At 42.1% G+C, this 24900-nt stretch carries 31 protein-coding genes and 1 tRNA gene; 14 read left to right on the top strand and 18 right to left on the bottom strand.

Annotation, left to right across the window (positions count from 1 at the left end):
• Positions 1–26 precede the first annotated feature (26 nt).
• Complete coding sequence (locus AC58QT_RS02100; RefSeq protein WP_497407500.1) at positions 27–1298, bottom strand: MFS transporter; 1272 nt, start codon at positions 1296–1298, stop codon at positions 27–29.
• A gap of 172 nt (positions 1299–1470) precedes the next feature.
• On the opposite strand from AC58QT_RS02100, the gene AC58QT_RS02095 reads away from it, so the two are divergent.
• Both AC58QT_RS02095 and AC58QT_RS02090 read left to right on the top strand, forming a co-directional pair.
• Entirely contained in the window at positions 1471–2940 is a 1470-nt protein-coding gene (locus AC58QT_RS02095; RefSeq protein ID WP_310227151.1) for an aminotransferase class I/II-fold pyridoxal phosphate-dependent enzyme, read from the top strand.
• 85 nt (positions 2941–3025) lie between these two features.
• Positions 3026–3445, top strand: a complete 420-nt coding sequence (locus AC58QT_RS02090; RefSeq protein WP_497286547.1) for a DUF1885 family protein — start codon at positions 3026–3028, stop codon at positions 3443–3445.
• 61 nt (positions 3446–3506) lie between these two features.
• On the opposite strand, the gene AC58QT_RS02085 is transcribed toward AC58QT_RS02090, so the two are convergent.
• The 3 genes from AC58QT_RS02085 to AC58QT_RS02075 all read right to left on the bottom strand — a co-directional run bounded on the left by AC58QT_RS02085 (position 3507) and on the right by AC58QT_RS02075 (position 5509).
• Entirely contained in the window at positions 3507–3821 is a 315-nt protein-coding gene (locus tag AC58QT_RS02085) for a DUF1292 domain-containing protein (protein WP_056612546.1), read from the bottom strand.
• Positions 3822–3911: 90 nt separating this feature from the next.
• The gene (locus AC58QT_RS02080; protein WP_497407499.1) at positions 3912–4529 is read right to left on the bottom strand and encodes a stalk domain-containing protein; all 618 of its coding nucleotides are present in this window, start codon (positions 4527–4529) and stop codon (positions 3912–3914) included.
• An 80-nt stretch (positions 4530–4609) separates the two neighbouring features.
• Positions 4610–5509, bottom strand: a complete 900-nt coding sequence (locus tag AC58QT_RS02075; RefSeq protein WP_497407498.1) for an alpha/beta hydrolase — start codon at positions 5507–5509, stop codon at positions 4610–4612.
• A gap of 133 nt (positions 5510–5642) precedes the next feature.
• Between AC58QT_RS02075 and AC58QT_RS02070 the strand changes: the two genes are divergently transcribed.
• A complete protein-coding gene (locus AC58QT_RS02070) occupies positions 5643–6395 on the top strand; it encodes an MBL fold metallo-hydrolase (RefSeq protein WP_497407497.1) in 753 nt (250 codons plus the stop codon).
• Between the two features lie 169 nt (positions 6396–6564).
• Positions 6565–8178, top strand: a complete 1614-nt coding sequence (locus AC58QT_RS02065) for an ATP-binding protein (RefSeq protein WP_497407496.1) — start codon at positions 6565–6567, stop codon at positions 8176–8178.
• Here the strand turns inward: AC58QT_RS02065 and AC58QT_RS02060 are convergent.
• Positions 8175–8612, bottom strand: a complete 438-nt coding sequence (locus tag AC58QT_RS02060; RefSeq protein ID WP_497407495.1) for a GNAT family N-acetyltransferase — start codon at positions 8610–8612, stop codon at positions 8175–8177. The two genes, AC58QT_RS02065 and AC58QT_RS02060, sit on opposite strands and share 4 nt — an antisense overlap.
• An 81-nt stretch (positions 8613–8693) precedes the next feature.
• Positions 8694–9152, bottom strand: coding sequence for a divergent PAP2 family protein (locus AC58QT_RS02055; RefSeq protein WP_497286553.1), 459 nt, complete (start codon positions 9150–9152; stop codon positions 8694–8696).
• Between the two features lie 99 nt (positions 9153–9251).
• Between AC58QT_RS02055 and AC58QT_RS02050 the strand changes: the two genes are divergently transcribed.
• The gene (locus AC58QT_RS02050) at positions 9252–9677 is read left to right on the top strand and encodes a CBS domain-containing protein (RefSeq protein WP_497407494.1); all 426 of its coding nucleotides are present in this window, start codon (positions 9252–9254) and stop codon (positions 9675–9677) included.
• Positions 9678–9751: 74 nt separating this feature from the next.
• On the opposite strand, the gene AC58QT_RS02045 is transcribed toward AC58QT_RS02050, so the two are convergent.
• From AC58QT_RS02045 to AC58QT_RS02035, 3 genes are all read right to left on the bottom strand, one after another.
• Positions 9752–10327: a hypothetical protein gene (locus AC58QT_RS02045; RefSeq protein ID WP_497407493.1), complete on the bottom strand. Its 576-nt coding sequence runs from the start codon at positions 10325–10327 to the stop codon at positions 9752–9754.
• A 21-nt stretch (positions 10328–10348) separates the two neighbouring features.
• On the bottom strand, positions 10349–10900 hold the full coding sequence (locus AC58QT_RS02040) for a superoxide dismutase family protein (protein ID WP_497407492.1): 552 nt from the start codon (positions 10898–10900) through the stop codon (positions 10349–10351).
• 172 nt (positions 10901–11072) lie between these two features.
• Positions 11073–11399, bottom strand: a complete 327-nt coding sequence (locus AC58QT_RS02035) for a hypothetical protein (protein WP_310227128.1) — start codon at positions 11397–11399, stop codon at positions 11073–11075.
• Positions 11400–11686: 287 nt separating this feature from the next.
• Between AC58QT_RS02035 and AC58QT_RS02030 the strand changes: the two genes are divergently transcribed.
• The gene (locus AC58QT_RS02030; RefSeq protein WP_310227127.1) at positions 11687–11857 is read left to right on the top strand and encodes a hypothetical protein; all 171 of its coding nucleotides are present in this window, start codon (positions 11687–11689) and stop codon (positions 11855–11857) included.
• A gap of 189 nt (positions 11858–12046) precedes the next feature.
• Positions 12047–12256, top strand: coding sequence for an alpha/beta-type small acid-soluble spore protein (locus tag AC58QT_RS02025; protein WP_068670616.1), 210 nt, complete (start codon positions 12047–12049; stop codon positions 12254–12256).
• Positions 12257–12429: 173 nt separating this feature from the next.
• On the opposite strand, the gene AC58QT_RS02020 is transcribed toward AC58QT_RS02025, so the two are convergent.
• Positions 12430–12624 (bottom strand): hypothetical protein, encoded by a 195-nt coding sequence (locus AC58QT_RS02020; protein ID WP_028558119.1) that lies wholly within the window; start codon positions 12622–12624, stop codon positions 12430–12432.
• 359 nt (positions 12625–12983) lie between these two features.
• Here AC58QT_RS02020 and AC58QT_RS02015 point away from each other — a divergent pair.
• Positions 12984–13056: transfer RNA gene (locus tag AC58QT_RS02015), tRNA-Val, on the top strand.
• Between the two features lie 164 nt (positions 13057–13220).
• Positions 13221–13469: a helix-turn-helix domain-containing protein gene (locus AC58QT_RS02010; RefSeq protein ID WP_497407491.1), complete on the top strand. Its 249-nt coding sequence runs from the start codon at positions 13221–13223 to the stop codon at positions 13467–13469.
• A gap of 64 nt (positions 13470–13533) precedes the next feature.
• On the opposite strand, the gene AC58QT_RS02005 is transcribed toward AC58QT_RS02010, so the two are convergent.
• The 4 genes from AC58QT_RS02005 to AC58QT_RS01990 all read right to left on the bottom strand — a co-directional run bounded on the left by AC58QT_RS02005 (position 13534) and on the right by AC58QT_RS01990 (position 16262).
• Positions 13534–14565, bottom strand: coding sequence for an HNH endonuclease (locus tag AC58QT_RS02005; RefSeq protein WP_497407490.1), 1032 nt, complete (start codon positions 14563–14565; stop codon positions 13534–13536).
• Positions 14566–14626: 61 nt separating this feature from the next.
• Positions 14627–14869, bottom strand: a complete 243-nt coding sequence (locus AC58QT_RS02000; RefSeq protein ID WP_497407489.1) for a hypothetical protein — start codon at positions 14867–14869, stop codon at positions 14627–14629.
• Positions 14866–15090, bottom strand: a complete 225-nt coding sequence (locus AC58QT_RS01995) for a hypothetical protein (RefSeq protein WP_497407488.1) — start codon at positions 15088–15090, stop codon at positions 14866–14868. Before AC58QT_RS01995 ends, AC58QT_RS02000 begins: the two co-directional genes overlap by 4 nt.
• Positions 15091–16082: 992 nt before the next feature.
• On the bottom strand, positions 16083–16262 hold the full coding sequence (locus AC58QT_RS01990) for a helix-turn-helix domain-containing protein (protein WP_497407487.1): 180 nt from the start codon (positions 16260–16262) through the stop codon (positions 16083–16085).
• Positions 16263–16391: 129 nt separating this feature from the next.
• Here AC58QT_RS01990 and AC58QT_RS01985 point away from each other — a divergent pair, with 129 nt between their 5' ends.
• The 3 genes from AC58QT_RS01985 (at position 16392) to AC58QT_RS01975 (ending at position 18548) form a co-directional block, all read left to right on the top strand.
• Entirely contained in the window at positions 16392–16829 is a 438-nt protein-coding gene (locus tag AC58QT_RS01985; RefSeq protein ID WP_497407486.1) for a helix-turn-helix domain-containing protein, read from the top strand.
• Positions 16822–17982, top strand: a complete 1161-nt coding sequence (locus tag AC58QT_RS01980; protein WP_497407485.1) for a tyrosine-type recombinase/integrase — start codon at positions 16822–16824, stop codon at positions 17980–17982. Before AC58QT_RS01985 ends, AC58QT_RS01980 begins: the two co-directional genes overlap by 8 nt.
• Before the next feature lie 479 nt (positions 17983–18461).
• Positions 18462–18548, top strand: a complete 87-nt coding sequence (locus AC58QT_RS01975; RefSeq protein WP_379304201.1) for a putative holin-like toxin — start codon at positions 18462–18464, stop codon at positions 18546–18548.
• A gap of 379 nt (positions 18549–18927) precedes the next feature.
• Here the strand turns inward: AC58QT_RS01975 and AC58QT_RS01970 are convergent, their stop codons facing one another.
• A complete protein-coding gene (locus AC58QT_RS01970) occupies positions 18928–19758 on the bottom strand; it encodes an alpha/beta hydrolase family protein (protein WP_497407484.1) in 831 nt (276 codons plus the stop codon).
• A gap of 184 nt (positions 19759–19942) precedes the next feature.
• Here AC58QT_RS01970 and AC58QT_RS01965 point away from each other — a divergent pair, with 184 nt between their 5' ends.
• Complete coding sequence (locus AC58QT_RS01965; RefSeq protein ID WP_497407483.1) at positions 19943–21082, top strand: hypothetical protein; 1140 nt, start codon at positions 19943–19945, stop codon at positions 21080–21082.
• A gap of 91 nt (positions 21083–21173) precedes the next feature.
• Here the strand turns inward: AC58QT_RS01965 and AC58QT_RS01960 are convergent, their stop codons facing one another.
• Both AC58QT_RS01960 and AC58QT_RS01955 read right to left on the bottom strand, forming a co-directional pair.
• Positions 21174–21917 (bottom strand): DUF1906 domain-containing protein, encoded by a 744-nt coding sequence (locus AC58QT_RS01960; RefSeq protein WP_310227115.1) that lies wholly within the window; start codon positions 21915–21917, stop codon positions 21174–21176.
• Between the two features lie 179 nt (positions 21918–22096).
• Positions 22097–22375 (bottom strand): DUF2277 domain-containing protein, encoded by a 279-nt coding sequence (locus AC58QT_RS01955; RefSeq protein WP_497407482.1) that lies wholly within the window; start codon positions 22373–22375, stop codon positions 22097–22099.
• Positions 22376–22523: 148 nt separating this feature from the next.
• Between AC58QT_RS01955 and AC58QT_RS01950 the strand changes: the two genes are divergently transcribed.
• Positions 22524–24149, top strand: a complete 1626-nt coding sequence (locus tag AC58QT_RS01950; RefSeq protein ID WP_497407481.1) for an ATP-binding protein — start codon at positions 22524–22526, stop codon at positions 24147–24149.
• A 41-nt stretch (positions 24150–24190) separates the two neighbouring features.
• On the opposite strand, the gene AC58QT_RS01945 is transcribed toward AC58QT_RS01950, so the two are convergent.
• A complete protein-coding gene (locus AC58QT_RS01945) occupies positions 24191–24886 on the bottom strand; it encodes a response regulator transcription factor (protein ID WP_497407480.1) in 696 nt (231 codons plus the stop codon).
• Positions 24887–24900: the final 14 nt, after the last annotated feature.

Genomic DNA, 24900 nt, shown 5'->3' with positions numbered 1-24900 from the left:
TAAGCCTCCAAACCAATTCTTTTTCCTTATCGTACCATACCTTTTTTGGGGATGGAAATGAACATTTGAAGAACAAGTAGACCGATAAGCACAAATCCACTTGTCAGGAATGGCGCGTGATACCCGTATACATCCCAGAGCTTCCCAGAAACAATGGGGCCAACAATCATTCCGAACCCTTCAATCGTGAGGAAAAACCCCCAGACTGCCCCCCTTTTCTCTGGTGGAATCGCTGAAGCAATTAACGCATTCCACGAAGGGATAATAAACGCATAGCCCACGCCAAGTATCACGACCAAGATATACAGCAGCCCCATTGATTTCACAAATGTAAAGAGCAGCAGCGATGCTGCACTAAGTGAAAACCCGATGAACAGGAACGGGCGAATTCCCAGACGGTCCACCATTTTCCCCATGGGAACCAGACACAGCACCGTAACCGCTCCTCCAGCAACCAAAAAGAGGCTGTATTGAAAAGAAGACAGCAGCAAGACTTCCTTGGCATAGAGCGTTAGAATCGGCGTTAATATGCCAAGTGCAAATGTTTGTGCGAACATAGCTGGAAACATCAGCGGACTCACGGACATCGACTTCCGAACTTCGCTTAAATAGGTAGAAACACTCTGCAACCAATTGCGCCTTTTCATTGGCTGAGATTGCGAGTGAACATTGACACTCTCCTTTTCTCCACCACTTTTGACTATACTCCCCTTTTCTTTACGTGGAAGCATAAGCGCAACGAGCACAACTACCGTCATGCAGCCGATTAACAATCGGAAAGCAAACGTATAACTATCTTCACCAACGAAAAAATTAATCACAACAGGACCTAGTCCTACCCCTGACAGCCAAGCCATATACACGACACTCATGATTGTTGCTTTTCCCTCATCACCTGCTACCTCTGTCGTTCCCGTAATGACACAAGGCCACAAAGGAGCTGTCCCAAAGCCAAGCAGCGCACACCCGACTATCATCCACAGGTATTGTGTTGTAATCGCCATAATGATAACCGATAGGAACGTCAGCAATACCCCTGTTAGCATCGTCACACGATAACCTAGCCGATCGATAATCCACCCAACAGGTGTACGTAATACATTATCGCCAATATATTGAGCAGCTAATGTCCATCCGATCACAAATGCAGAAGCTCCTAACGCTGTTGTCATATATACCGGCAAAATGGTTAAAAGCAATGCGCCCTTTACAAATTCGACAACAAACATAATAATTAACAGTTCCATCACAAATGGGGAAAACAACCGGTTTTTCCGCCATTTTTGCAGCCAAATCATCCGATTTCTCCTTTATTTTGCCTATTTATTCATCATAGTGTTAGTTTGACCCCATTTTGTGCAAACTATTTTGAAAAAATTAACTTGCATCAAATCTCTAGTTTGATATACTCATTTTGTTTGTTGCAACTATAGCACAAGCAATCCACGATAGAAGGGAAGCGATAATCAGGTGGATCATACCCGTACACCCCTGTTCTCTGCATTGCTAGCGCATGCGGAAAGAAATCCTATTCAGTTTCATATTCCTGGCCATAAAAAAGGAGTCGGCATGGACCCGGAGTTTCGTGCTTTCATTGGCGACAACGCCCTTTCCATCGATCTCATCAATATAGCACCGCTAGATGATCTCCACCAACCAATGGGGGTCATTGAAGAAGCCCAGAAACTGGCTGCACATGCGTTTGGCGCGGATCATACATTCTTCTCTGTACAAGGGACCAGTGGCGCCATTATGACGATGATCATGACAGTCTGTTCCGAGGGGGATAAAATTATCGTTCCTCGGAATGTTCATAAATCCGTCCTAGCCGCGATTATTTTCGTTGGCGCTAAACCCGTCTTTATCCAACCTGCACGTGATAAAAATCTGGGAATTGACCACGGCATCCCTACCCGCTCCGTTCGTCGAGCACTTGAGAAGCATCCTGATGCGAAAGCCGTGCTTGTCATCAACCCTACGTATTATGGCGTATGTACGAACCTCAAAGAAATCGTCGATCTGGTTCATAGCTACAACATGCCAGTACTTGTTGATGAAGCGCATGGTGTGCTCATCCATTTCCACGAAAAGCTGCCGATGTCTGCTATGGAAGCTGGCGCTGATATGGCGGCTACGAGTGTACATAAGCTTGGCGGTTCCATGACGCAAAGTTCGGTCCTCAATGTCAAAGGAAATCGTGTCAATCCGAAACGTATTCAGACGATTATCTCGATGCTGACTACGACGTCGACTTCGTACATTTTACTCGGCTCCTTGGATACATCTCGTCGCCATCTCGCTTTGAATGGACGTGAGATGGCTGAACGCACAATTGAGCTTGCTCACTATGCGAGAAAGCAAATCAACGAGATCCCTAACCTGTACTGCTTCGGCGAAGAAATTCTCGGGGATGAAGCTACTTATGCCTATGATCCTACCAAAATCTGCGTTCACGTCCGTAAGCTAGGCATCACGGGCTTTGAAGTAGAGAACTGGCTGCGTGATCACTACAATATCGAAGTCGAGATGAGTGACATGTACAACATCCTCTGTCTCTTCACACCAGGAGATACGCCAGAGAATGTGGAAATCTTGCTAACAGCGTTACGAGAACTATCCCACATCAATGATGATGTTGTAGAAGTTAAAGAAGTTGTCATCAAGGTTCCGGCGATACCGCAATTAACGTTAACACCGCGTGACGCTTTCTACGGAGAAACGGAAATTCTGCCGTTTAAAGACTCCGCTGATCGAATTATTGCTGAGTTCATTTATGTATACCCGCCTGGCATTCCTATTTTGCTCCCTGGCGAAGTCATCACACAAGAATTAATCGACTATATTGTTGAGCATGTGGAAGTTGGATTACCTGTCAAAGGACCTGAGGATCGTAGTGTCCAACAAGTGAAAGTCATCGTAGAAACACAAGCTATCTTCTAGTAGTTTCACCCGTAGGGATATATTGTAAAACCGTTTACATGATGCTATGATATGGGTGATGTTTTGCGAATGAGGTGATCAAGGAATGGCTCAAAGCGCTTATATTAAATTCGTAACAGGATCGGCTGTTGCCTCACTTACCTTGGATGAAATCAAGGACAAGCTGTTGCATTATCGCGATCAACTCAGCCAAACAGCCAAACAACTTGGTTGGGAGTATGATGAAGCCGGATTCCCTTATACGATTGAGACGAAACCGGAAGGCGAAGGCAAATGGTTTTATCTGAAAGGCACCAACGCTTTATATCATACGATCGTCGTTGGGGTCGGTTCTGAACAAAACCAAGAGCAAGAACGCCAGTTCGTACAATTCGTATTACCTGACAATGCCACACATGGTGACAAGAGCAAAGGCAATGAATTCTGCAAATATTTGGGCAAACTTCTGAAAGCTGAACTTCATCTATTTAACGGTAGAATCATGTATTTCAATCCTAGAAAATGAATCAACACAAACAGAAACCCCCTAACAGATCACTCTGCTAGGGGGTTCTTATGTATAGCTCTTATTCTTCGCCTTCTTGAGCCACGATTTCATTGTAAATCGTTACGACACGTTCCCACTCTTCTTCATCTTCAATGTTGACAAGGAATGCATCTTCGTCCTCTTCTTCAACACGGAAAATGACACCGTCTGCTTCAGGATCATTTCGATCTAGTAGAACAGCGTAAGCTTGCTCCTGAGATTGGAAGGTATATACCATGACCATTTCATGTTCTACACCGTTCTCGTCCGTTACGATAAAAACGTCTTCCCCTTGCTCGTCGTGATCGTGGTCACAGTCCGGGCCGTGCACATGATCATGCTTCTCATCGCTCACAGGCAGAACCTCATTTCATAAAGTAATAAGTTACTTGAATATCCTAACATTTTCGTTATAAGAGGTCAAACCAGTTCATTACCACATGGCTTATTCCGCTTGAATTTGTTTCTCCGAAACAACCGTATAATCGGCGCTGCCACTTTGCTGCATCGCAAATTTCACGACATATGTACCTGATTCCGAAAATGACACGCCATATAAAGGTACTTTTAACCAAAACGATTCTTTGGAATCTGCAATTGATTTCTCAATTGGTGTGATCACATTGCGTCCACTAGGAGAAACAACGGACACGCGAACCGAATTAATGCTCGTTTTCAAATTGTCCACCTGCGTGAATACGGTAAAGTTCACTTCATCTCCGCGTGCTACAACGCTGAAAGGGATAATAGACGAATCTTTACGAACTTCCGATGTAAAAAACATATGTACATTGGGCTTGAATAAGTAGGCCGTTTTACTTGCATCGTCCCACTTCAGTAATGCCTGTAAAGCATCGCTCATTGCACGTAAAGGCAAAACTGTCTTGCCATCTACAATAAGTGGTGGTACTTCTGAATCTGGGAATTCCTTCGTTTCATTGTTTACGACCAATCTAGCGATATTAAATCCTTTATATTCCCCCCATATCGAAGAGGCTACCACCGCAGCCGTACTTAAAACAAAAAACATCACCATCAACATAAAAATGCGCTGAACTTTCATCACTCTTAGCCTCCAACCTCGTTAGTCATCTGTTTGTCTGCATCATTATACGCCGTTGGTTTAGAAGAGTTGCGATGAATTTAACTTTTTGCAATAAATTTTAGAACACGCTGCACATACACATCTGCTTCCAACTGATAGGAGCCAACATGCCCCCCACGTTCTGTTAGCCATATCTCAAATTGTTCCGGATGCCGCTCATACATTTCTACACTATTGGTATAAGGGATAGCTTGATCAGCTTTACTGTGGATGAACAAAATTGGCCTTGGTGCAATCCGATCAACAGCAGCTAACGCATCAACTGCATAAGGATTTACACCTATTATTTTTGGCAAAATAAATAGAATCAGTGGCGTAAAAGGTATCCGAGGCAACTTAGACCATACAGGCAGATTTTCCTTTAGATAAGGAATTAATTGACCAAACGCACTGTCTGTAATGACGCCAGCCACCGCTTTCTCTTCAGCAGCCGCTAATAGGGATGAAGTTCCTCCCATTGAGAATCCTAGTAATATAATCTTCGTCGGATGACTAGTTGAGGACTTCACCCAATCAATGGCACCAAGAATGTCTTCCTTTTCTAGGAATCCTATTGTTGTTGTATTCCCTTCTGAGCGCCCTGAATTTCGAAAATCGTACATGAGAACATGGTGACCTGCCTGCACCAGCTGCTGAGCTAATGATAGTGCGGGTAGTCCCTTTTCCAGCCTTGTGCCCGCATAGCCATGAGACATAATTACCGTCGTTGCCATGGACGTGGATGGCGCGTTAGGCGACTTCAAGTACCAGCCATCTAACAGCACTCCTGCTGTTCGACTTGGGAACGTCACATCCACGTGTTCAAGCTGATAATTCTTTGGCGTGTCATCGACTAATTTCCGCTCTGGGTGCGTTAACTGCCAACCAACATAGGTCGAAATCCCAACTAAACAAAACAAAATAAGCAAAAAAAGGATACATGCTACTAACCAATTCATTATGAAATCAACACCTTCTTATTCGATACTTTAAGCTTGCTGAATCTTTATTTCAACATAAGTGGTTGAAAGTCGGCAACCTCCATGATACATTAGAAAAAGATGGAATTTGTCGAAAAATGGAGGCAGCTGAATGAGTTTGCAAATTCAAATGTTGGGAACCGGCAGTGCCTTTTCCAAATTATATTACAATACAAGTGCATTAGTCCGATCAGCGGATGCCCATATATTAATTGATTGCGGGCCTACAACGCCTAAATCACTTCATGAACTCGGTATAGAGCTCGATCAAATCGATGGTATTCTCATATCACATATTCATGCTGACCATGTAGGCGGGCTTGAAGAAGTTGCTTTTCGTTTATTCTATCAATATAACCGCAAGCGCGTAAAACTTTATGTGACGGAAGCATTAGCAGATACGCTTTGGGAGAACAGTCTTAAAGGTGGTCTCTATAATCCAGATGAAAGCTTTCATCAACTTCAGGATTACTTCGAAATCGTCTATCTCCAAGAACGACAGCCCTTTGCCGTTTCACCTGCGTTAACGCTCGAAATTATCCCAACACTACATATTGCTCATAAGCTCAACTATTCCATTTTTATTAATCACAGAACGTTTTATAGTGCAGATTTGCAATTTAATAAAGACTTGCTCCTTGATGAAGTTATAGATACAAGAGATTGTCACACCATTTTCCACGATTGTCAATTAAGTGGTCCGGGATATGTGCATACCACGTTAGATGACCTTCTTACATTACCCGACCCTATTCAAAAACTCATTTATTTAATGCATTACGACGATCACATGCCTGATTACATAGGCCATACAGGTCAGATGACCTTTATCCACAAACATGATATCATCCAAATCCCCGATTAGACGATCTGTTAATCTGAAGCCTTTGAGTGCTCCTTCTCAAGGCTTCTTTTCATACAAAAGTCCCTATTTTTCTCATTTTTTTTTGAGCAACAGCAGGGATTTTATGACAGGTATAGAAATTGTCACATGAGTAGGTGAACGGCGGAAATTCCAATCGGGAGCTGATACGGTGATTATTAATGGGGTTTATTATGTTTATGTACTATTATATGGCCTATATACAATTTATCTGCAGTCAGTATTGAACATCCCTTCATTCGTTCTAGCCATCATTCTTTTTGCTTTAGCTGTTCGCTTTGCCAATCTTCATCCTGCTATGCCTTGGGTTCAACTTCTCCTCATTGCTTCGCTTCATGCGCTTGGACAATCTAGTCTCTGCTATCCCTTATACTTATTAGCACTCTCACATCATGCTTACAAGGAAGAAGACAAGATCAAATCATGGGCCATGACTTTTGCTTCCATGATTACTTATGTGACTACGGTTAATTTCATTACCCATTCTGCCTCTCAAAGCACGATGTATGGATTCATGAGTATCCTTGACTTCTCTGCTGTTACTTGGCTTACAAGAACTGCCCATCTTCGTACTGGTAAAATGGATCGCAATCGCAACGAACGCCATCTACTAACGCAAAAAGACTCCCTTACTGGTCTTTATAATTATGAAGAATGTCATCGCAGACTCGAACAACAAATCAAGCATCATCAGCCCCTTGTACTGTTTCTTATAGACTGTACGGATCTAAAAGCAATGAATACCTCTGGCGGGTTCCAGGCAGGTAATTTCGTACTCAAGCAAATGGCGGATCTCATTCAAATTCTATTTAAAGATGCACTGTTCATAGCTCGATATGGCGGTGATGAATTTGCAGTGGTCATGCCTCTTCATAAAGATTTTCTGACTACCGCGTCGTATCAACAAAAGCTCGATTCTGAACTTCCCAAGCTGACTGGTATACAAAATACATATGGTATAGCGATATTTCCACAAGATGCTTTGACGAAAGATGATCTTATTTTGCACGCGGAGCATAACCTATTTATGAAGAAACGTGAATCTTGGTTAAAACGCGAGGAACAAATGCAACGCTCAGAGAAACTCCGTGTTGTCGGTGAACTTGCCTCTGGCATGGCACATGAAATTCGCAATCCCTTAACAACGGTGAAAGGTTTTTTGCAATTATCAAAAGCAAGCGATTACAACATTGAGAATTGGTATGGACTAATTATGGATGAGATTGATCGGATGAGTGATTTGACCGGTGAGTTTCTTCAATTCTCTAAGCCGCACCAAACCGTCTTTCAAAATCACTCGTTAAATGAATGCGTTCTCAAAGTCATTTCCCTTATTGAATCCGAAGCTACCAGCTCTGGACATGAGATTCATTTTCATGAAGCTGCCTATGGGGTTCATATGCTAATGGATCAAGATAAGATGATTCAACTCTTACTTAACATGATGAAAAATGCTTGCGAGGCGATGGAAGCAAACGGCTCTATCCACATGAAATTAAGCCGCGATCAGAAGAACGCGACTTTAATCATTGCGGATAATGGTCCTGGTATTCCGAGTGATCAGTTGGATAAGATTTTCCATCCATTCTTCACAACCAAGGAAACGGGTACAGGTCTAGGATTATCCATTTGCTATAAAATTGTACAGGATCATCATGGCACACTAGAAGTCGAAAGTGAGCTCGGGATTGGCACCCGATTTATTCTTACTTTCCCACTCGCGGCAGCAGTGACTACTGCACATGACAGTGTCTCTGTGAGTTAAAGTGTTTTTTTCATTCTGACATGAAGAATGCCAGCGTCGTAGAATGGCTCATCGGAAATCACTTGGTAACCTAACTGGCTATAAAAACCTTCTGCTTGGCATTGGGCGTCTAGAATGGCATATTTACAACCAAGCTCAAAGGCCTGTTGTTCCATAGCTAGAATAAGTTGTTTCCCTAATGAGCGTCCTCTGTAGTCCTTCAAGACAGCAACACGCTGTAGTTTGGCTGTTGCTTCTTGATATTCATACCATCTGGATGTAGCAATGGGTCTTGCATCGTCCATGATGAGTAAATGATGACAGGCTTCTGGGGACTCATCCTTCTCATCCATCTCCAAGTGTGCGGGTACTTGTTGTTCATCAACAAACACATTAAATCGCACAGCAAAACAAGCTTTCAATTGTTCCATTGTCGTAACACGAATCGTTTCCATGTGGGCTTCTTCCTCTCTAAGATCGTTTCTTGATCTTATCCCATTCCGGAAATGTTGTCCACATTTACAATGATCTCGGCTTTATTTTCTCTCCAGTAAATAACTGCATGTCCCGATGGCAAGCCCTAACAATGCGCCGGCCGCAACTTCACGTGGCAAATGACCTAATCGTTCTTTCAATGCCTTTCTTCTTCTGGCATGGTAGAGTCCGGGGTGCTCTCTAGCGATTCGTTCGACCTGCTCGTCTAAATCATTCACTTCCACTGCAATCTCGCCAGCTGATCTTCGAATGCCCATCGCATCATACATGACGACAGCCCCGAATACGGAGCTCACAGCAAAATCGATGGCTGAAAAGCCTCTTTTCATTCCGATATAGGTAGCTAATGCTGTAACACCGGAAGAATGGGAACTTGGCATTCCGCCTGTTTGAACCAATTGCGACCAGTCCCATTTTTTACTGAACACATAAGTTAATGGTAATTTGATGGCTTGAGCAGCGCCGATACCGACCAACGCTGTAGTTAATGCTCGATTCATTTCCGTTCACCTCACTACTAGCATCCAACACAGGTTTAGATTCTATGCGCAAAGTTTGTTATACTAGACACATTGATTCTTATGTAAGGAGTGTAACTGATGAACATCGCTTTTTTCCTTTTACCTAAATCCGAAGTTATTACCGCGACTCCACAAGCTACCCTTCGCCAAACACTGGAACGAATGGAGTATCATCGATATACGGCTGTCCCTATTCTTTCGGATGATGGCCATTATGTTGGAACTGTAACGGAAGGTGACCTCTTGTGGTTTCTTAAAAATTCCGAGCATATCGGCTTCGAGAATGCTCACCGGCATGTGCTCGACGAGGTTCCTCTTCGCGTTAAAAATAAACCCGTTCATATTCATGCAGAAATGATCGATCTCATTGATTTAGCAAAAGTACAAAACTTCGTACCTGTCGTGGATGATTCTGATAAATTTATTGGTATCGTGCGGCGGAGTGAAATCATTGAATATTGTGCTAAGCAAATGAATTTTAAAACTGAAGCTGTACAGCCCTAATTGATATACCTTTTCATAAAAAGCAAAAAGGCTGATTGATATCAGCCTTTTTGCTTTTTATTATGGGGGCGACGTTATTGCACTTGACCATTAGAGGAGGCTTTGGATGAGACAAATTCGCTTGCCCAGTCTACCATCCCGTTCATTAGCGTCAAAACCAGATTAACCGCATCTTTTTCCGTTAACGAGCCATTTGACTGACTGCTGACATACTGCGACGTCTTTTGCTCCAGCTTTACAACTAAATCTTTAATTTTCAAAAGCTCATTCGCTAAATCAGTTACTTGCTGGTTATTCGAGTTGCCTGCATTTCCTTGACCAGCTTTCGTTTGCTGTGATTGATCTTGATTATTATTTTGACCATTGCTTGTTTGCTGCCCCTGATCTTGATTTTGGCTTTGAGCTTGTGATTGATTTTGGCCATTATCTTGATCTTGACTTTGACCTTGACTTTGCGTACTATTCATTGCTGATCCCTGCTGTGTGTTATTCCCATTACTCGAAGAAGCCTGTTGATGCCCCTGCGTGTCTTGAGAGCCCTGGCTACTTGACATCAACATTTTCTTCACTGATTCTAATTCAATAAGTACCATATCGTTTTGTTTCGTTAATTCATCCATTTGGAGCTTGAGATCCTGTGTTTTGATCATGTTGTCGAAACCTTCCTTCCTTTATTTCACAGCACCGCAAGCAATCCGTTTACCCGAGTTGCCTGATGGATCCGTTTTTAAATCGTCAGCCTTCTCATGAATGACTAAGCTTGTCCCATCAGGCTTAAACAGCGAATTAGGCTTTCCTCTGTCTAGGACTACTACCTTTGTAACACCACTAAATCGTCCATTGCCTTGGGCATCCACAACGAGATTGGGCAGATCACCCGCATGTGCTCCTTTCGGATTTAAAAAGCCATGCTCCTTCTGATGGGGATTGAAATGACTACCTGCAGAATCAAACGTCGGCGCTTCACATATCGCTTTCTCATGAATGTGGAGACCATGAACACCGGGTGAAAGCCCACTAACCTGCACATCCATTTGTACACCGTCACTGACAGCGGTTAATTGCGCTGAACCAACAGATTGATTGTCGGCACCTATGAGCGTAACACGAACCGTCTCAGGGGGCGCAGTGGGTTCAGCAACTGACGTACTCCTGACGGTTTGGCAACCAGACAATAGCATTAGACCCAAGCTCGCTGTCACCATAATTTGCATTGATTTCATCGTGTACAATCCTCCTGTAAAACCACACATTGGTATATTCTACCCTTAGGATGCACAACTGCCCTTACTGATAACCGCGTGACAGCTATTAAATTTAAAAAAACTTCCGTTTCAACAAAGAAAATGCCTGCAATCTTTCGATCACAGGCATTTTCATCATCGTCCTTTAGGATTATAAAATCGTCATGAGCTTGGCAATAATTTGGAGGTTTTCTAATTTACGTTTGTAAAAGTTAAACTCAACTTTCGTATGTTCAACCGCATCTTCCATTTGTAATACCTGCTTCTGCAAGTCCTTCGTATGTGGCCATAATTCTGCTTGCCGTTGAAGCTCATTCTTCCCTGTTACGAGACCTTCACCAATGATTTCATACTCTTTTGTTAGAAGCATATGTTTAGCCCAATTCAATTCTGACACGGCATCCACATAAATCGCTTCCGCTTGTTTCAATAACTCTGGTACAAGTTGTAGCTCCAAAATTACATCCGACCGATTCATTCGGATTCCCCCTATGAGTTTTCCTAGAAACTCAGCATAGTAATTCAACAAATATTGTTGCTTAGGCTCAATTATATTCATAGAAAAATAAAACATGCACAATCGCTGAAAGCCGCGAAAACAGTGGTTTTCTCACCCTTATCCGACGCGTTTCGCATCGTATTTCGCCTATAAAGTGACAAATCAATCAATTCCACATTAAATCTGATAGTTAGGTGTCCAAGCTACTTGTATAACCTATTAGAAGTGCTACAATGTTACTATACGTATCAGAGGAGGTGACAAAAATGAGCCAAGAAGAAGAAGTAGTTTCACAAAATGAAGAAGAAATCTCTGCTGAATCCACTGAAGAAGTGGTGAGTCAAGAGGCTGAAGCTGAGGAAGTAATCGCTGAAGCGATTGAAGAAGCAGCTGCTGCAGAGGAACAAGCTGAAGAAGCTGAACAATCCGAAGAATAATGAAACCGTTATCATAACTGATCACATATCACCCTCAACTTAACCGTTGGGGGTTTATTGATTTTTATGACTAATTTTATATAGAAAATATTGGCATGAAAAATTTCTTCGTTTTTTTAAAATTTCGCGAATAAATATTCTGAACATTCAAATAATACTGGTGTACCATAAAAAAGGAGATGATTATGAATGGCTAGATCTAACACGTTAGTTGTCCAACAAGCAAAGGCAGCACTAGATCAAATGAAGTATGAAGTCGCTCAGGAAATTGGTGTTCCTCTCTCCCCTTCTGGTTACAACGGTAATTTGTTATCCCGTGATGCTGGCTCAATCGGTGGCACCATCACAAAAAGATTAGTGCAAATGGCTGAACAATCTTTAGGCGGCTACAAACGCTAATCCTTTGATGTAGGAGCAAGCTCAAAAAAAGACTGATTCACTCGATCCTCCTTAGAGTGAACCTCAGTCTTTTTTTCTATTCTCTGTGATTGTTCCCTGACTGATCTGACCTTACAAAAGAAAGAGCTGATCATTAATGATCAGCTCCTTCGTTATTTTCCTATATGACTTCCTTATTTCTTCTTAACTTCCTCTACAAATACGTCACTTGCATCTCGTGTACTTCCGAGCTCAAGAATCGTATATTTCTTCTCACCAATCATAATCACATCTTCCACTTCCGGAAGCGGATCCCCCAAATACACAGTTCCTAGATATACATTACTACTCTTCAAACGCAAATTCCAACGATGCTGTTGTTTCGTCATAACCTTAGTCCTCCCAAACTCTAATGATCTCAAGTTACCATAAATTCACGCAAGAAGAAAGCTATACTAGGAAACATCGGATAGATATGTTACATTTACTTCATAATCATTACCAGAAAGGCTGACAACGTGCAATGACAACTCTTGGTGTTACTGAAGAAGAGCGATCCCTTTTGCTCGGAAAAACCATCGATTCACCAACTGCAGAAAGCGATCCTACTGCTTTTCTTCCACGGTCCAAAAAGAAGAGAAAAGCTGATTCAAACTTTAAAAAACTCCTCTTTTTCTGGCGGAAGTAAGCTCTCCAACAATTGACAATCTCACGATTTCTTGGTATATTACTACCTGTATCCATAAACGACTTGTTAGCTCAGCTGGGAGAGCACTATCTTGACAGGGTAGGGGTCAGTGGTTCGAGCCCACTACAGGTCATATAACACAGAAAGCCGCAAACCCTTATGGGATGCGGCTTTTCTTTATTAGTACAGGTTGCTGAAACTTGTAGTACAGACAGCGTTTCGAAGGTCTTGTTGCAAATCTGTTGCAAATGAGCACAGCACTTATATCTAAGACTTCAAGATAGAGAGGGAATTCACATGAGCAATGGAGAAATTATTAAGCTTTATTTCACATCTAAGGAAGCCGCTGAGTATTTAAATTGTGAAATTGAAACTGTCCGTTTTTATTGTCGAAATAATTTGATATCACAACAAAAAAACAAAGGCAGATATTACGTCCCTAAGGAAGAACTAATACGACTTTATAATGCGGAATTTTCCCCAGAGGCTAAAAAACAAGCCAAAAATCGATTAATGGAAATTTTGAATGACTTGGTACCTCGTTAAGCCCTACAGACAAACTTCTAAATATATAAAAAACAGACTACTTTCGTGGTCTGTGAAATGCAGTCTATTTTCTTCCTTTTTGAAGAAGAAGTATCATGCCGTCATATGGGTTAAAGAAATGACCTCGTGTTATGGTTTTATACAATCCTTGTGGAATAGCTCCAAATATCACTAAGTATTTCGCAATATTATACAAAGAAACTTGTGCAACTACAAAAATCCCATTTCTATCGTAATCAATATTCAGAATGTGTCCAACCCTCTTTTTACCTAACTTGCCCTCATCTCCTAATATGTCATCACCACTCATACTGAAGTAAGGTCGATTAGGAATAACCCCATGTAAGATAAAATTTCTTATCTCATTAAAGTTTTTATCCATAACATATTCTGCACCTTCAAAATAACACAAATAATTAAAAGCAATTTTCGAAATAGCTCTTTGTAGATCAGTATCTATTTGGCGCTCAATTTCTACATCCAATTCTTGAATGAAATCGGAGTCTATAACTGTTGTTTTAAAATCGTATCCTTTTTGATTTAATATATGCTGCACCTCTTCTTGTGTACAGCCAAGTATTATTATAGAATTTTCATACTCTAATTTATACCCTAATGACTTTAGCTGCGATATAGTGGGTATATCAGGAAACAAGAAAAAATCAAAATTTTGTAAGTAATCTTTCTTGAATCCAATCTGCTTTAGCGGTTCGAGGCTAAGTTCATTTTTATCCTCGTTATAGCTTAGATATGAATATGCCCCCTTAAATTTACTCTCATTTAAACGAATTATTGATTTGCTCTTCTTCCCCATATTTTTAAATTCATTGGGTTCCTTCAAGTTAAGCTTGTATCTAGTGAATCCCTCAAATGTGTCTCTAGCAAGAAATGGTTCTAGATTGTCACCGAAAAATTTATTACATGAATCACATACTGAATTTTTTAATGTAAGATTATTTCTATATCTGCCAAACGATTGCGGCAAAACATGCTCTACTTTCTTGTAAGCATCTTTTGGTTTTTCTTCTAAACAATAAATACATTTATACATAATTCTCACCTCAAGAATGGCATATACGAAGTGTTCGACATCCAACTTATTGTTCCTCTTCTGAACGCATTGAAAACTCTTAGTTGGTGTTCAATAAATTAATCACCTATTGTCGATTTAATTCTGAAATCAAATTCAATTCCCAGTCATTCATTGTGATCAACGGAAGCTTATCATATTTGGCTAAAATATTTTCAATTTCCACCTTCGCCTTTACTGTTGCTTCATGTTTCAACCAAAATATTCTCCTAACATCATCGGCAGAAATGGGAATCGTCATTAACGTCTTTTCTGCGTTAGGCTTCTTGGTGATTTTTTCAAGTTCCGATATTCTTCTCAACAGTGTCATCTTGTGCTTTCCTTTGTTTTTTCTTCCAACTTCGTTATCCGCTCCTCTAATTCGCCATCCTTAAGGCTAGTCAAGGTGATATTCGCTAAATAGCCAAGCACCCTCGCACGTTTCTCTTTATCCATTGAATCCTCATGCCTGATTTCGTTAATCACTTCATTTAGTAACCGCCTAATATGCTGTGGCTTATGGATACGGATATTCTTTTCTGTGTCTGCCAAACTGACCCCTCCTTCGAGTTCCTTTGATTTTGTTAGCATCAACTAATTTTTTGATTGACAAAATACGTCTTTAAATGCTCTTCAATATTACAACTTAGATATATTCGAACAAGACAACTCCCCTATAAGCCCATTTAAAGCATTATGTATTTATCACCATAGTTAACCCTATTTCGTAACTAGTGGCCTAGAACAACCCATTTTACCCCTCTGGCGATGTGTTGTTGTGCTTTGTTATTACACCTTCGCTTGGTGAAGCCCTGTCAGATAGTGGGATGAAAGGAATCTCCCTTTCTTGGATGCCCTTTGAAGATGATGTTGAATGCCCCCTAAAATTCTCTATGGTATGGCTAAATATATAAAGGGGTAAAAAAGCTTTACTCAAAAATCAATATATATTTTCTCAAAAATCAGCACGTTAAATTCCTTGTACAGCAAGGCTTTATGTCACTTTTCGCACTGATTTTTCGAGTAAAAACTTTTGGCTCAAATGAGGCTGAAAACATCCAAAACCATCGTATTGAGTAAAATTTATTGACTCTTGCGAGTAAAGATTTTTCACCCTTAAATAATTAAAACTTCATTAATTTCCCTGCTTTCTCTCTCCATTGAGAGCTGAACTTATATATATTAGATTTCCTTGTAAACTTGTTGTGTTGCACATATTCAATAAATCCGTACCGTATTAATTCCTTTATGCATTTATGGAACGTGGGCTTTGACATGATTTTCTTTACACAATCGAATGGGAACGTCAATTCATCATCGTTTCTACCGTTGTATTTCCGTAACATTACCTGATAAACGTCCCTTGCGCTCGAACTCATGCCCCAATACAATTCTGTATCCATGAGGGAGTAATGATATCGGACGAATCCTTTGTCAGTTGCTCCAATCGCTTTTTGCCATGGCTTGAAGCCGTAGTCTTTCTTTTTTCCTTTTGTCATAATTCAGACCACTTTCCTCAATGAAGTTAAACGAGGGTGCGAGACTTACTCGCCACGCAGCCATGCTTCGAGAGCCTCCCTATGGAACAAGGTTCTTCTGCCTAACTTCACATGTGGCAATTGCCCTTCCCTTGTCCTTCTCCATACTTCCGATATTGAAATACCAAGCATTTTGGAAACCCCTCTAGCGTCCAACGCAATTCTTTGTGTTTCGTATTGTTGCATTGAATTCAACGCTCCTCTATTATTTTGTCAAATCGATTTGATTTTTAAGCTTGACTGCTATCGTACACTAGTGATAAGCTGTTGTCAAATCGATTTGATTCGGTGAACCTTGGAGGAGAGCGATGAGAGATGGTAACGTTCGGAGAATATTTGAAGAACCTAAGAGGAAAGCGCACACTGCGTGAGATTGAAGCAATTTCAGGAGTTAGTTACGAGCATGTAAGGCTATTGGAAAAAGGATTTAATCCTAAAACAGGCAAAGAAATCAAACCATCAGTGGAATTGTTGGAGAAATTAGCGACAGCCTATGGTGTTCACCCTGCTGTTTTGATGGATAAGGCAGGCTATATGAAGCGTATAACAGCATCAGAATTCCACGCTGTTAAATCCTTGTTAGATAAGACTTCGCCTCCTGCTGTTTATGTGTCGCTTGAACTGGACGGACTGTTCAATGATGATACGAAATTTACATTATATGGTGAGCCGCTAACTGTTGACGAGCGTCAGTACCTTTTGACTGCAATCGAATTGATATCGGAGAAGAGGAGAAATCATCACAATGGCTAACGTACAAAAAAGGGGTAACAGTTGGCTTTTAACTGTAAGCCTTGGAAGGGATGCAAACGGCAAATATCCCAAAAAGACAAAAACAGTTAGCTGCCGTACTAAAAGAGAAGCAGAGGCGGAATGGGCAAAGTTTTCGGAGGAAGTCCAAAATGGCAAATTCTTCGAGCCTATGCGAATGACGTTTGAACAATTCGCTGAGGATTGGCGTACGAAGTACGCAAAGGAGCATCTCGGAAAAGGCACGTTAGAAATGTACATGACGCATCTCAAAAACAGAGTTTTTCCTTCAATCGGTCATTTGCGGCTTGATAGTTTCAAAACATTTCATCTTGTAACACTTTTTGATGAGATCAAGACTGGGAAACGACTAGACGGTAAAGATGGCACAATATCGAGCGGTACAATTTCCTCTATTCACAAGGCAGTAAAGTCCATATTTAACCGTGCGACAGAATGGGGCTTAATTAAATCAAATCCAATGATCGGACTGAAAAAACCGAAGGTGGAAACATCAGAAGCAGACGCTTACAACAAAGAACAAACACAATTGTTACTCATGGCGCTTGAACATGAAGACCCTATGTGGCGAATGATTGTCTTGCTCGCATTTACAGGCGGACTGCGAAGAGGAGAATTGCTAGGGCTCGAATGGAAGCATGTTGATTTAGAAGCCGCTACAATTCATGTGAAACAGCAGGTTTCATTTACTAAAGAGGGTTACGAAATAAAGGAACTGAAAACACGTAAGTCCGTTCGAAAGTTATCTCTTCCCTCACACGTTATTGAGGAATTGCGGAAGTACAAAGTGCTTTGCAATAAAGAACGACTAGCAGCCGCTGACTTGTGGGCTGATGGAGAACACTTTTTCTTGTTCAGCGGTTGGAACGGCAAGCCGCTTAACCCATACAGTGTCAAAACATGGTGGGCGAGGTTCCATAAGCGTCACCCTAATATCGGACGCATTAAATTTCATGGACTACGTCATACTTCGGCTACATTACTTCTGAATGAAGGTGTCCATGCCAAAATAATTTCCGAGCGACTCGGTCACTCGAATATTCAAACAACATTAAACATCTATTCACATGTTCTAGCCGAAGCAGATCAGAAAGCGGCAAACTCATTTGATAGTCTGTTTTCGAAGCAAGGGTAAGCCGTCCATTTAGGGCGGTTTTTTTGTTGCAAATTCAGTTGCAAATCTGTTGCAAATCACATACAGCTCAACGCTTTTAACCACAACTCGCAAACATATAAACCCTTATAAATACTGAGTTTTTCCGCACTATAACAGCTTAGACAAAACTCATATACCTATCTTGACAGGGTAGGGGTCAGTGGTTCGAGCCCACTACAGGTCATATGAAGAAAGCCTTGTGTAGCAAGGTTTTTTTTGTTTTTCGCAACCAAATAATTACCACTTAATGATTGATTTATTCCCACTTCAAACGATTTCACTTTTTTCGAATATCCACAATTGTACTCCTCTTAAAATGAACTATCCAATCTAATCGAAAAATGTAGAAAGATATATGGTTCCTTTGACACTACCACATTTATCCATTTAAATATAAACTTTACGATAGGACGACTTGTACAAGGCGGACACCTTATTGGAAAGGTGGAGCTGCGAACATGGATATATTTCAATCTCTTTCAATCATGTTTGCTTTTGGGTTGTTTATACTCACATTGTTAACCTACATTGACAAGAGGAAATGATCTAGATTGGCACTAGGTTTGGTTTGAAACCATTCTAAGAATCCGCCAATTACAAGCCGCCGTACAAGTCGGATCATATCCATTGATCTGACTTTTTGCATTTGCAAAGATGTAACCACTATGAGTCCCGTTCAGTTCTAATAATACTTTCGATTGTAAACGGCTCAAAACCTGCTTTTAACAGAGCCAGCGGAAGCAGCGAAAGTCGCTTATCCAGGTCGGGGATTTGATCTCGAAAAGAGAAAGCAAACGAATTTATTGTAGATATAACAGAATTCGTTACCTAATTATTCATACTTCAACGAACATCGAAAAGAGCCCGTAAAGCTTATAGCTTCACGGGTTTTCTTTTCAGAGTCTATTTTTCAAAATCCCCCCACTACAACCCCAACATCCCCCGAATCGCTCGCTTCGTCTCAGCAATTGCTTCTCGTAAAGGCTGGGTCTCACCCTGAAAAGGATGAACACTTCCAAAAGTATGGTTCCCATCAGGAATCCTCACCCACGCGATATCGGTATGATTCGCAACTAACTGCTCAGAGCCACGAATCCCCCGCTCTCCATCCGCTGTGCCTTGTATGAGCGTGATTGGAAAAGTAGCTCCGCTGATTCTTCCAATAATATCAAACCTCTCTTGATTGAGCTCCATATCTTCTAAAATCACCAGATCAAGCGGCATCATCTGCTTGGTTCGCCCATTCATGGTGTAGGATCGTCCTGTGGCTCTCATCTCTGCCTTATTCTCTGGCGTGAGTAAATCAACATTCGAAGTACCATTCCAGCTAATCACACCATCAATTTCCTCTGGATGATCTAAAGCGTAGATCAGGCTCACTGCAGCTCCTCTGCTATGCCCTAGCAATAGGATCGGTTTCATTGTCCCTGCACGCTTATGTATTTCAGCAATGACGGCTTGGATGTCTTCAAGATCTTTAGAGTAGGTATCACCTGCGAATTTCTCAAGCTCAGTAAATTCCATTAACTGTTCACCCACACCATTATGGGAAAAATTCAACGCAACCACATCAACTGTTTCTGCTAGTTCATTCGCCACATGTGGGAACATCCCCCAGTTTTTAAATCCTTTATAACCGTGGCACAGGAGTAATGTCCCCTTACTTGATTCACTTTTAGCTCTATAAATATCGCCTCGCACGACCCGCTCATCTGCCATATGTAATTCAAATGGTACGCTTTTAGTTACTTCCATACAAATCTCCTTCCTTTCAATTAAATCCTTCTAGTTACTCGTTTAACCGTTTACTATTGTAATTTTATCATACATGAATTCGATCAAGGAACATGTTTCGTCTAGGATTCGTTTTTATAAAATCATACTAAAAAGTAAACACTTAACTATGGCAATCCTATACGATTAAGGAGGAAGCTCTCACATGTCTTCAGTCCGCTCTACACACCGGCATCGAACCTTACTTATCACCTTCCTTCTTGCGCTCCTATTGACGCAATCGGTTGGTCATAGCGCCTTAGCAAATGATAGCGCACCATTAAAAAACGAACCCGCTGCTGATTCCGACTCGATAGTATTACTTGTTGCATCATCACCCCGAGCTGCTTATCAGACGGAGGTAACGATTGAAGATAAATCGTTAAAACGTGCACTTGAAGCCAGCCTCAGCGGAGATCCCTATACGGAACCCATACTTCCAGATACAACGCTGCGCTACAACACGAAGAATCAAACTGTACAGTTGGGTGTAACCCCTTCTGGTGAGGTTATCGACTTGGCGGCAAGGCAAATCATCAAGCTGCCTAGTAAAGTACAGGAAACTCTCCAAGCACATGTACAAACGCTTCGCGCCAAGCACTATGGCGAACTGCTCACATGGGAGGAAGCAAGTCTCGTGCTTCCCAAATTCAGCTCTTTTTCCATCCTCGACGTGGAAAGCGGCCTTAGCTTCGACGGACAGCGTCGCGCGGGCTCCCACCATGCGGATGTGCAGCCGCTCACGAAAACCGACTCCGCGACGCTCAAAAGCATTTATGGCGGCCAATGGAGCTGGGACCGCCGCGCGGTCCTAGTGAAGCTGAACGGCCGCACGCTTGCCGCCTCCATGCATGGCATGCCGCATGGCGGTGATGGTATACCGGGAAATGACTTCAACGGTCATTTCTGCATTCACTTCCTCGGGAGCGTGACTCACGGCTCCCGCTCCGTTGACCCGGCGCACCAGGTCATGGTGCACCGAGCCGCAGGCTTACTGCTGGACTACGTCAGCAAGCTCTCGCCCTGGGCGCTGATCGACGTATGGATCAGCGCAGCACATCAAGGTGACCTGCAGCTGCTACAGGTCACCACAGGGCAAGAACAGGCCATGCATGTGCGAAGCATGCGACGCCTGTCCAAGTTCACGGAGCAGGATGTATCCCAGCTCCTGCAACTAGACACCGCGGTCGACGTGACGATGACCGCGGCTCGAGCTTCCGCGGTGTCGAGTCGCCGCGTTCTCTTTCATCTTGAACGTGCCTCCGTGCAAGATCGATGGTACATACGCAGTGCAGTCATCCAATGACGAAAGCCCGGCCAATTTGGAAGTTCCAAAACAGCCGGGCTTTTCTTTCTATTCTTTAGTTTTAATATTTCTTTTTCTTTCGCCTTCGATTCTATTCCAAACTTTGACCCGAAGCCTTCCGTAATTCATTCGCAAGTCGATGGAATTCATTCTGTGCAGGGACTGAGGATGTAGCCCCATACCCTGCTGAAAGGAATGGAATGATCGCATTAGCATCTTTCGCACTCATCGGATAGCTAGGAGGTTCGGGCGTAATGCGTGTATTCCACCAGCCTTCATTCCCGTAAGATTCATCATAATCAATCGCAATACCATTGGCCATGACATCATTGAGATATTGATAAATATGAATAAACGTCGATTTCTTCCCTGCACTCCAAGCATAGGTCTGCCAGAATCGTGAGCAAGCACCCGCAGCATAGACAGCCTCCATCACGGCATAAGAACCATAAACACCTGTCGTGTAAGCGGGTGTCGCCTCACTCGCTGCTTTAATATAAGCAATGACCGTTGGCATTTGGGCTGCAGATACGTCAAAATCAACGGCAAAATAAATACAACTCCCCGCCGGTTGGCCCACTTGTGCCGCAACTTGTAACGCGGTTGCTCCGTCTGCCAAACCAGCACTTCTCCCGCCTAACGCACGATTTGCAGTCGTCTCATACACGGAAACCAACTGTAAACCGGCTGCGCTAACGGCATCAGCCTCTGCTTTTTTTAATGCCTTCGCTCCACTTGGCACCAAATACCTGGCGACAAATTTGAATCCTTGTCCGACGAAAGCAGCCGCTCTTTGTGCCGTAAGCGGTGTTGAACAATCAAACCCTTTCGTCACTTGCAATCACCTACTTTCCAATTGGTATTCTTAGCATATGCCAAAAGAGCGACTCCCGACACTTACATGCAACTAACGTCCCATTTTCGGGCACGAAAAAAGGCTCCTCTCCATGGAGAAAAGCCCTTGCTTCAATCTGTTTATTTCTATCTGGCACCCTCTTTGTACGCTTCTATCCGTTAGTCCTCTTTCGTACCAAATCGGATTGCATTTCGTTCTTTCGCGCGCTGCGCTTCCACTTCACGATTACGGGGCTCTGCATGCGTCACCAGAGAGTCCATTAATTTCTGTGCAGCTTGCGCTACTTCATGAATGGCCAACTGGAATGCTGCCTCATTCGCTTTGGAAGGTTCTGTGAATCCTGAAATTTTGCGTATAAATTGCAAAGATGCAGCACGAATTTCATCCTCCGTTACTGCTGGTTCATAATTGAAAAGTGGCTTAATATTTCGGCACATAACTGACTCCTTCAAGGCTTTTCATCCAATATAATAGATGCTATGTATTTTTACAAGATTGCGCACAAGAAGAATTATATGGAAATCATAGCCATACGGGTTTATGATAGATAGGAGTATTCATAATAACTAGATACGGGTGAGTATATTGTTTCTTTATGACTACATTGTTAATCTATCTATTTTTTCGCTCTTTGTCAGCACGCCATTAGTGATACGTTCCTACATTAACCATCGGCCGCTAAAGCTGCTTCGCCTTTGGGTAGGCATTTATGGGGGACTTGTTTCGATTGTTCTCGTAATCCTAGCGGTCAAGCAAGAAGGATTTACTTACGACATCCGATATGCCCCTGTCATTCTTGTTTTTGCTTATCTGGGGCCAGTCCCAGGGTTAATTACTGGCTTCTTCTCGTTACTTGTAAGGCTGTATACGGGCGGAAATTGGACGCCAGCCATCGTAGGCTGGGCAATCATCATGGTTGCTTTCTCGCTCATACATGCCTATATCTCTCATCTTTCACCACTAAAAAAAAGCATTACGCTATTCGGTGCCTATATTGCACTCTATATATTCACTGTATTCACTTTCCATATTTTAACAGAGCAACCACTGTTTCATGGGCAATATCTCTTGTTTGTAATGTTAGGTGTCATCCTAGGAAGCCTACTCATTGAATCTAATGAGAGAGTCCGAAGAATGTTCACAGAGAAAAAACACATCGAGCAAACCCTAGAAGCTAGTGAATCTAAGTATCGACTCATCGCTGAGAATACATCGGACCTGATCATGATTATGGATAAAGATCTCTCCATCAGTTACTTTTCACCTTCCCATGAGACTGTACTGGGCTATAAGGAATTTGTATTGGAAGGTACAGAATTATGTAAGTTCGTACACCCTGATGATGTGTTGATGTTCCTGACTAGAATAAAAAACATGTTCGAACAATTCGAGTCGCACTCCATGGAATTTCGGTTTAAACACAATGAAGGTCATTGGATCGAATTTGAATCGCGCTGCATGCCAGTCAAAGCAGATTGTGGCAACATTGCCCATATCGTAATTATTAGCCGAGATATCTCCGAACGCAAGAAAGCGGAAGAGTTCCTTTTGCAGTCTGAGAAGCTATCCATCGTTGGGGAATTGGCCGCAGGTGTGGCACATGAAATTCGCAATCCCCTTACAACCATCAAAGGTTTTATTCAAATGTACAAAAAGGAAAATCCATCGATTAGGTATAATGATTTGCTCCTTAGTGAGCTAGAGCGTATTGAAACCATCACGAGTGAGCTGCTCTCCATGGCCAAACCCCAAGCTATTCAACTTATTTCAACGGATATAAAAGAATTGATTGTCTTTACGATCGAGTTTTTCTCTCCACAGGCTCTTTTGCGTAATATTGAAATCAAGCTTTTTTGCGAAGAATCCACTCTTCTGCTTACCTGTGAAAAAAATCAAATCAAACAAGTCTTTCTGAATATTTTAAAGAACGCTATCGAATCCATGCCTAATGGCGGTGAAATTCACATTAGCTTGCACAAAGATTCGGAGAATGAGTGCGTTATCATGTTTAAAGATCAGGGCAGTGGTATAGCCGAGGACATGCTTCCCCGTTTAGGTCAGCCCTTTTATAGTTTGAAAGAAAAAGGTACGGGGCTCGGTCTCATGATCAGTCATAAGATAATTAAGCAACACCATGGCCATATTACGTATCAAAGCAAGATAAATGAAGGAACCTTAATTGAAGTCAGACTGCCGTTGACTGTTGAATAACAACAAAGCCTGGGGATACGCATCCACAGGCTTTTTATATTTTAAACCATAAACCGATATCCCGATCCCCAAACCGTACCTATGTATTGAGGTTTCGATGGGATTTCCTCAATCTTTTCTCTAATTCTGGCAATATGAACCGTTACCGTAGAAGCGTCACTCATCGCATCCATTCTCCATATCCGCTCGAATAGCTCTTCTTTGCCAAATACTCGATTCGGGTATTGTACTAAAAATAGAAGCAGGTCAAACTCTTTTTGAGCAAGAACCACTTCATCACCGTTCACAAAAACTCTCCGGGCATCCTTTTGAAGTTCAAGTCCCCGAATTTGGATCGTTGTCCCTTCATTCCCTTTGCCAAATCGCTCTTTCATACGCTCAAACTTCTTAAGATGGGCACCTACACGTGCAACCAGCTCACCTGAGCTGAAAGGCTTTGTGATATAATCGTCCGCACCTAGACCTAAGCCGTTAACCTTGTAAATTTCCTCTGCTCTCGCAGATACCAACAGCACCGGAATATCATCCTGCTCACGGATCGTTCTCAGCACTTCAAACCCATCCATATCAGGCAGCATGATATCTAAGATAACAAGCTTAAACTCTTCCTCTTTGAGCGCTCTCAAACCAGCTGCCCCGTTATTCACCATCTTAACCGAGTAACCACTCAGTTCAAGGTAGTCCCTTTGTAGATTAGCAATACTTTGATCATCTTCAACAATTAAAATTCTGTTCATCATAACCTCCAAAC

This window comes from Paenibacillus sp. J31R109, assembly GCF_059692055.1.
The sequence above is the reverse complement of the archived record's forward strand: the minus strand, read 5'-3'. Positions and strand labels throughout refer to the sequence as shown.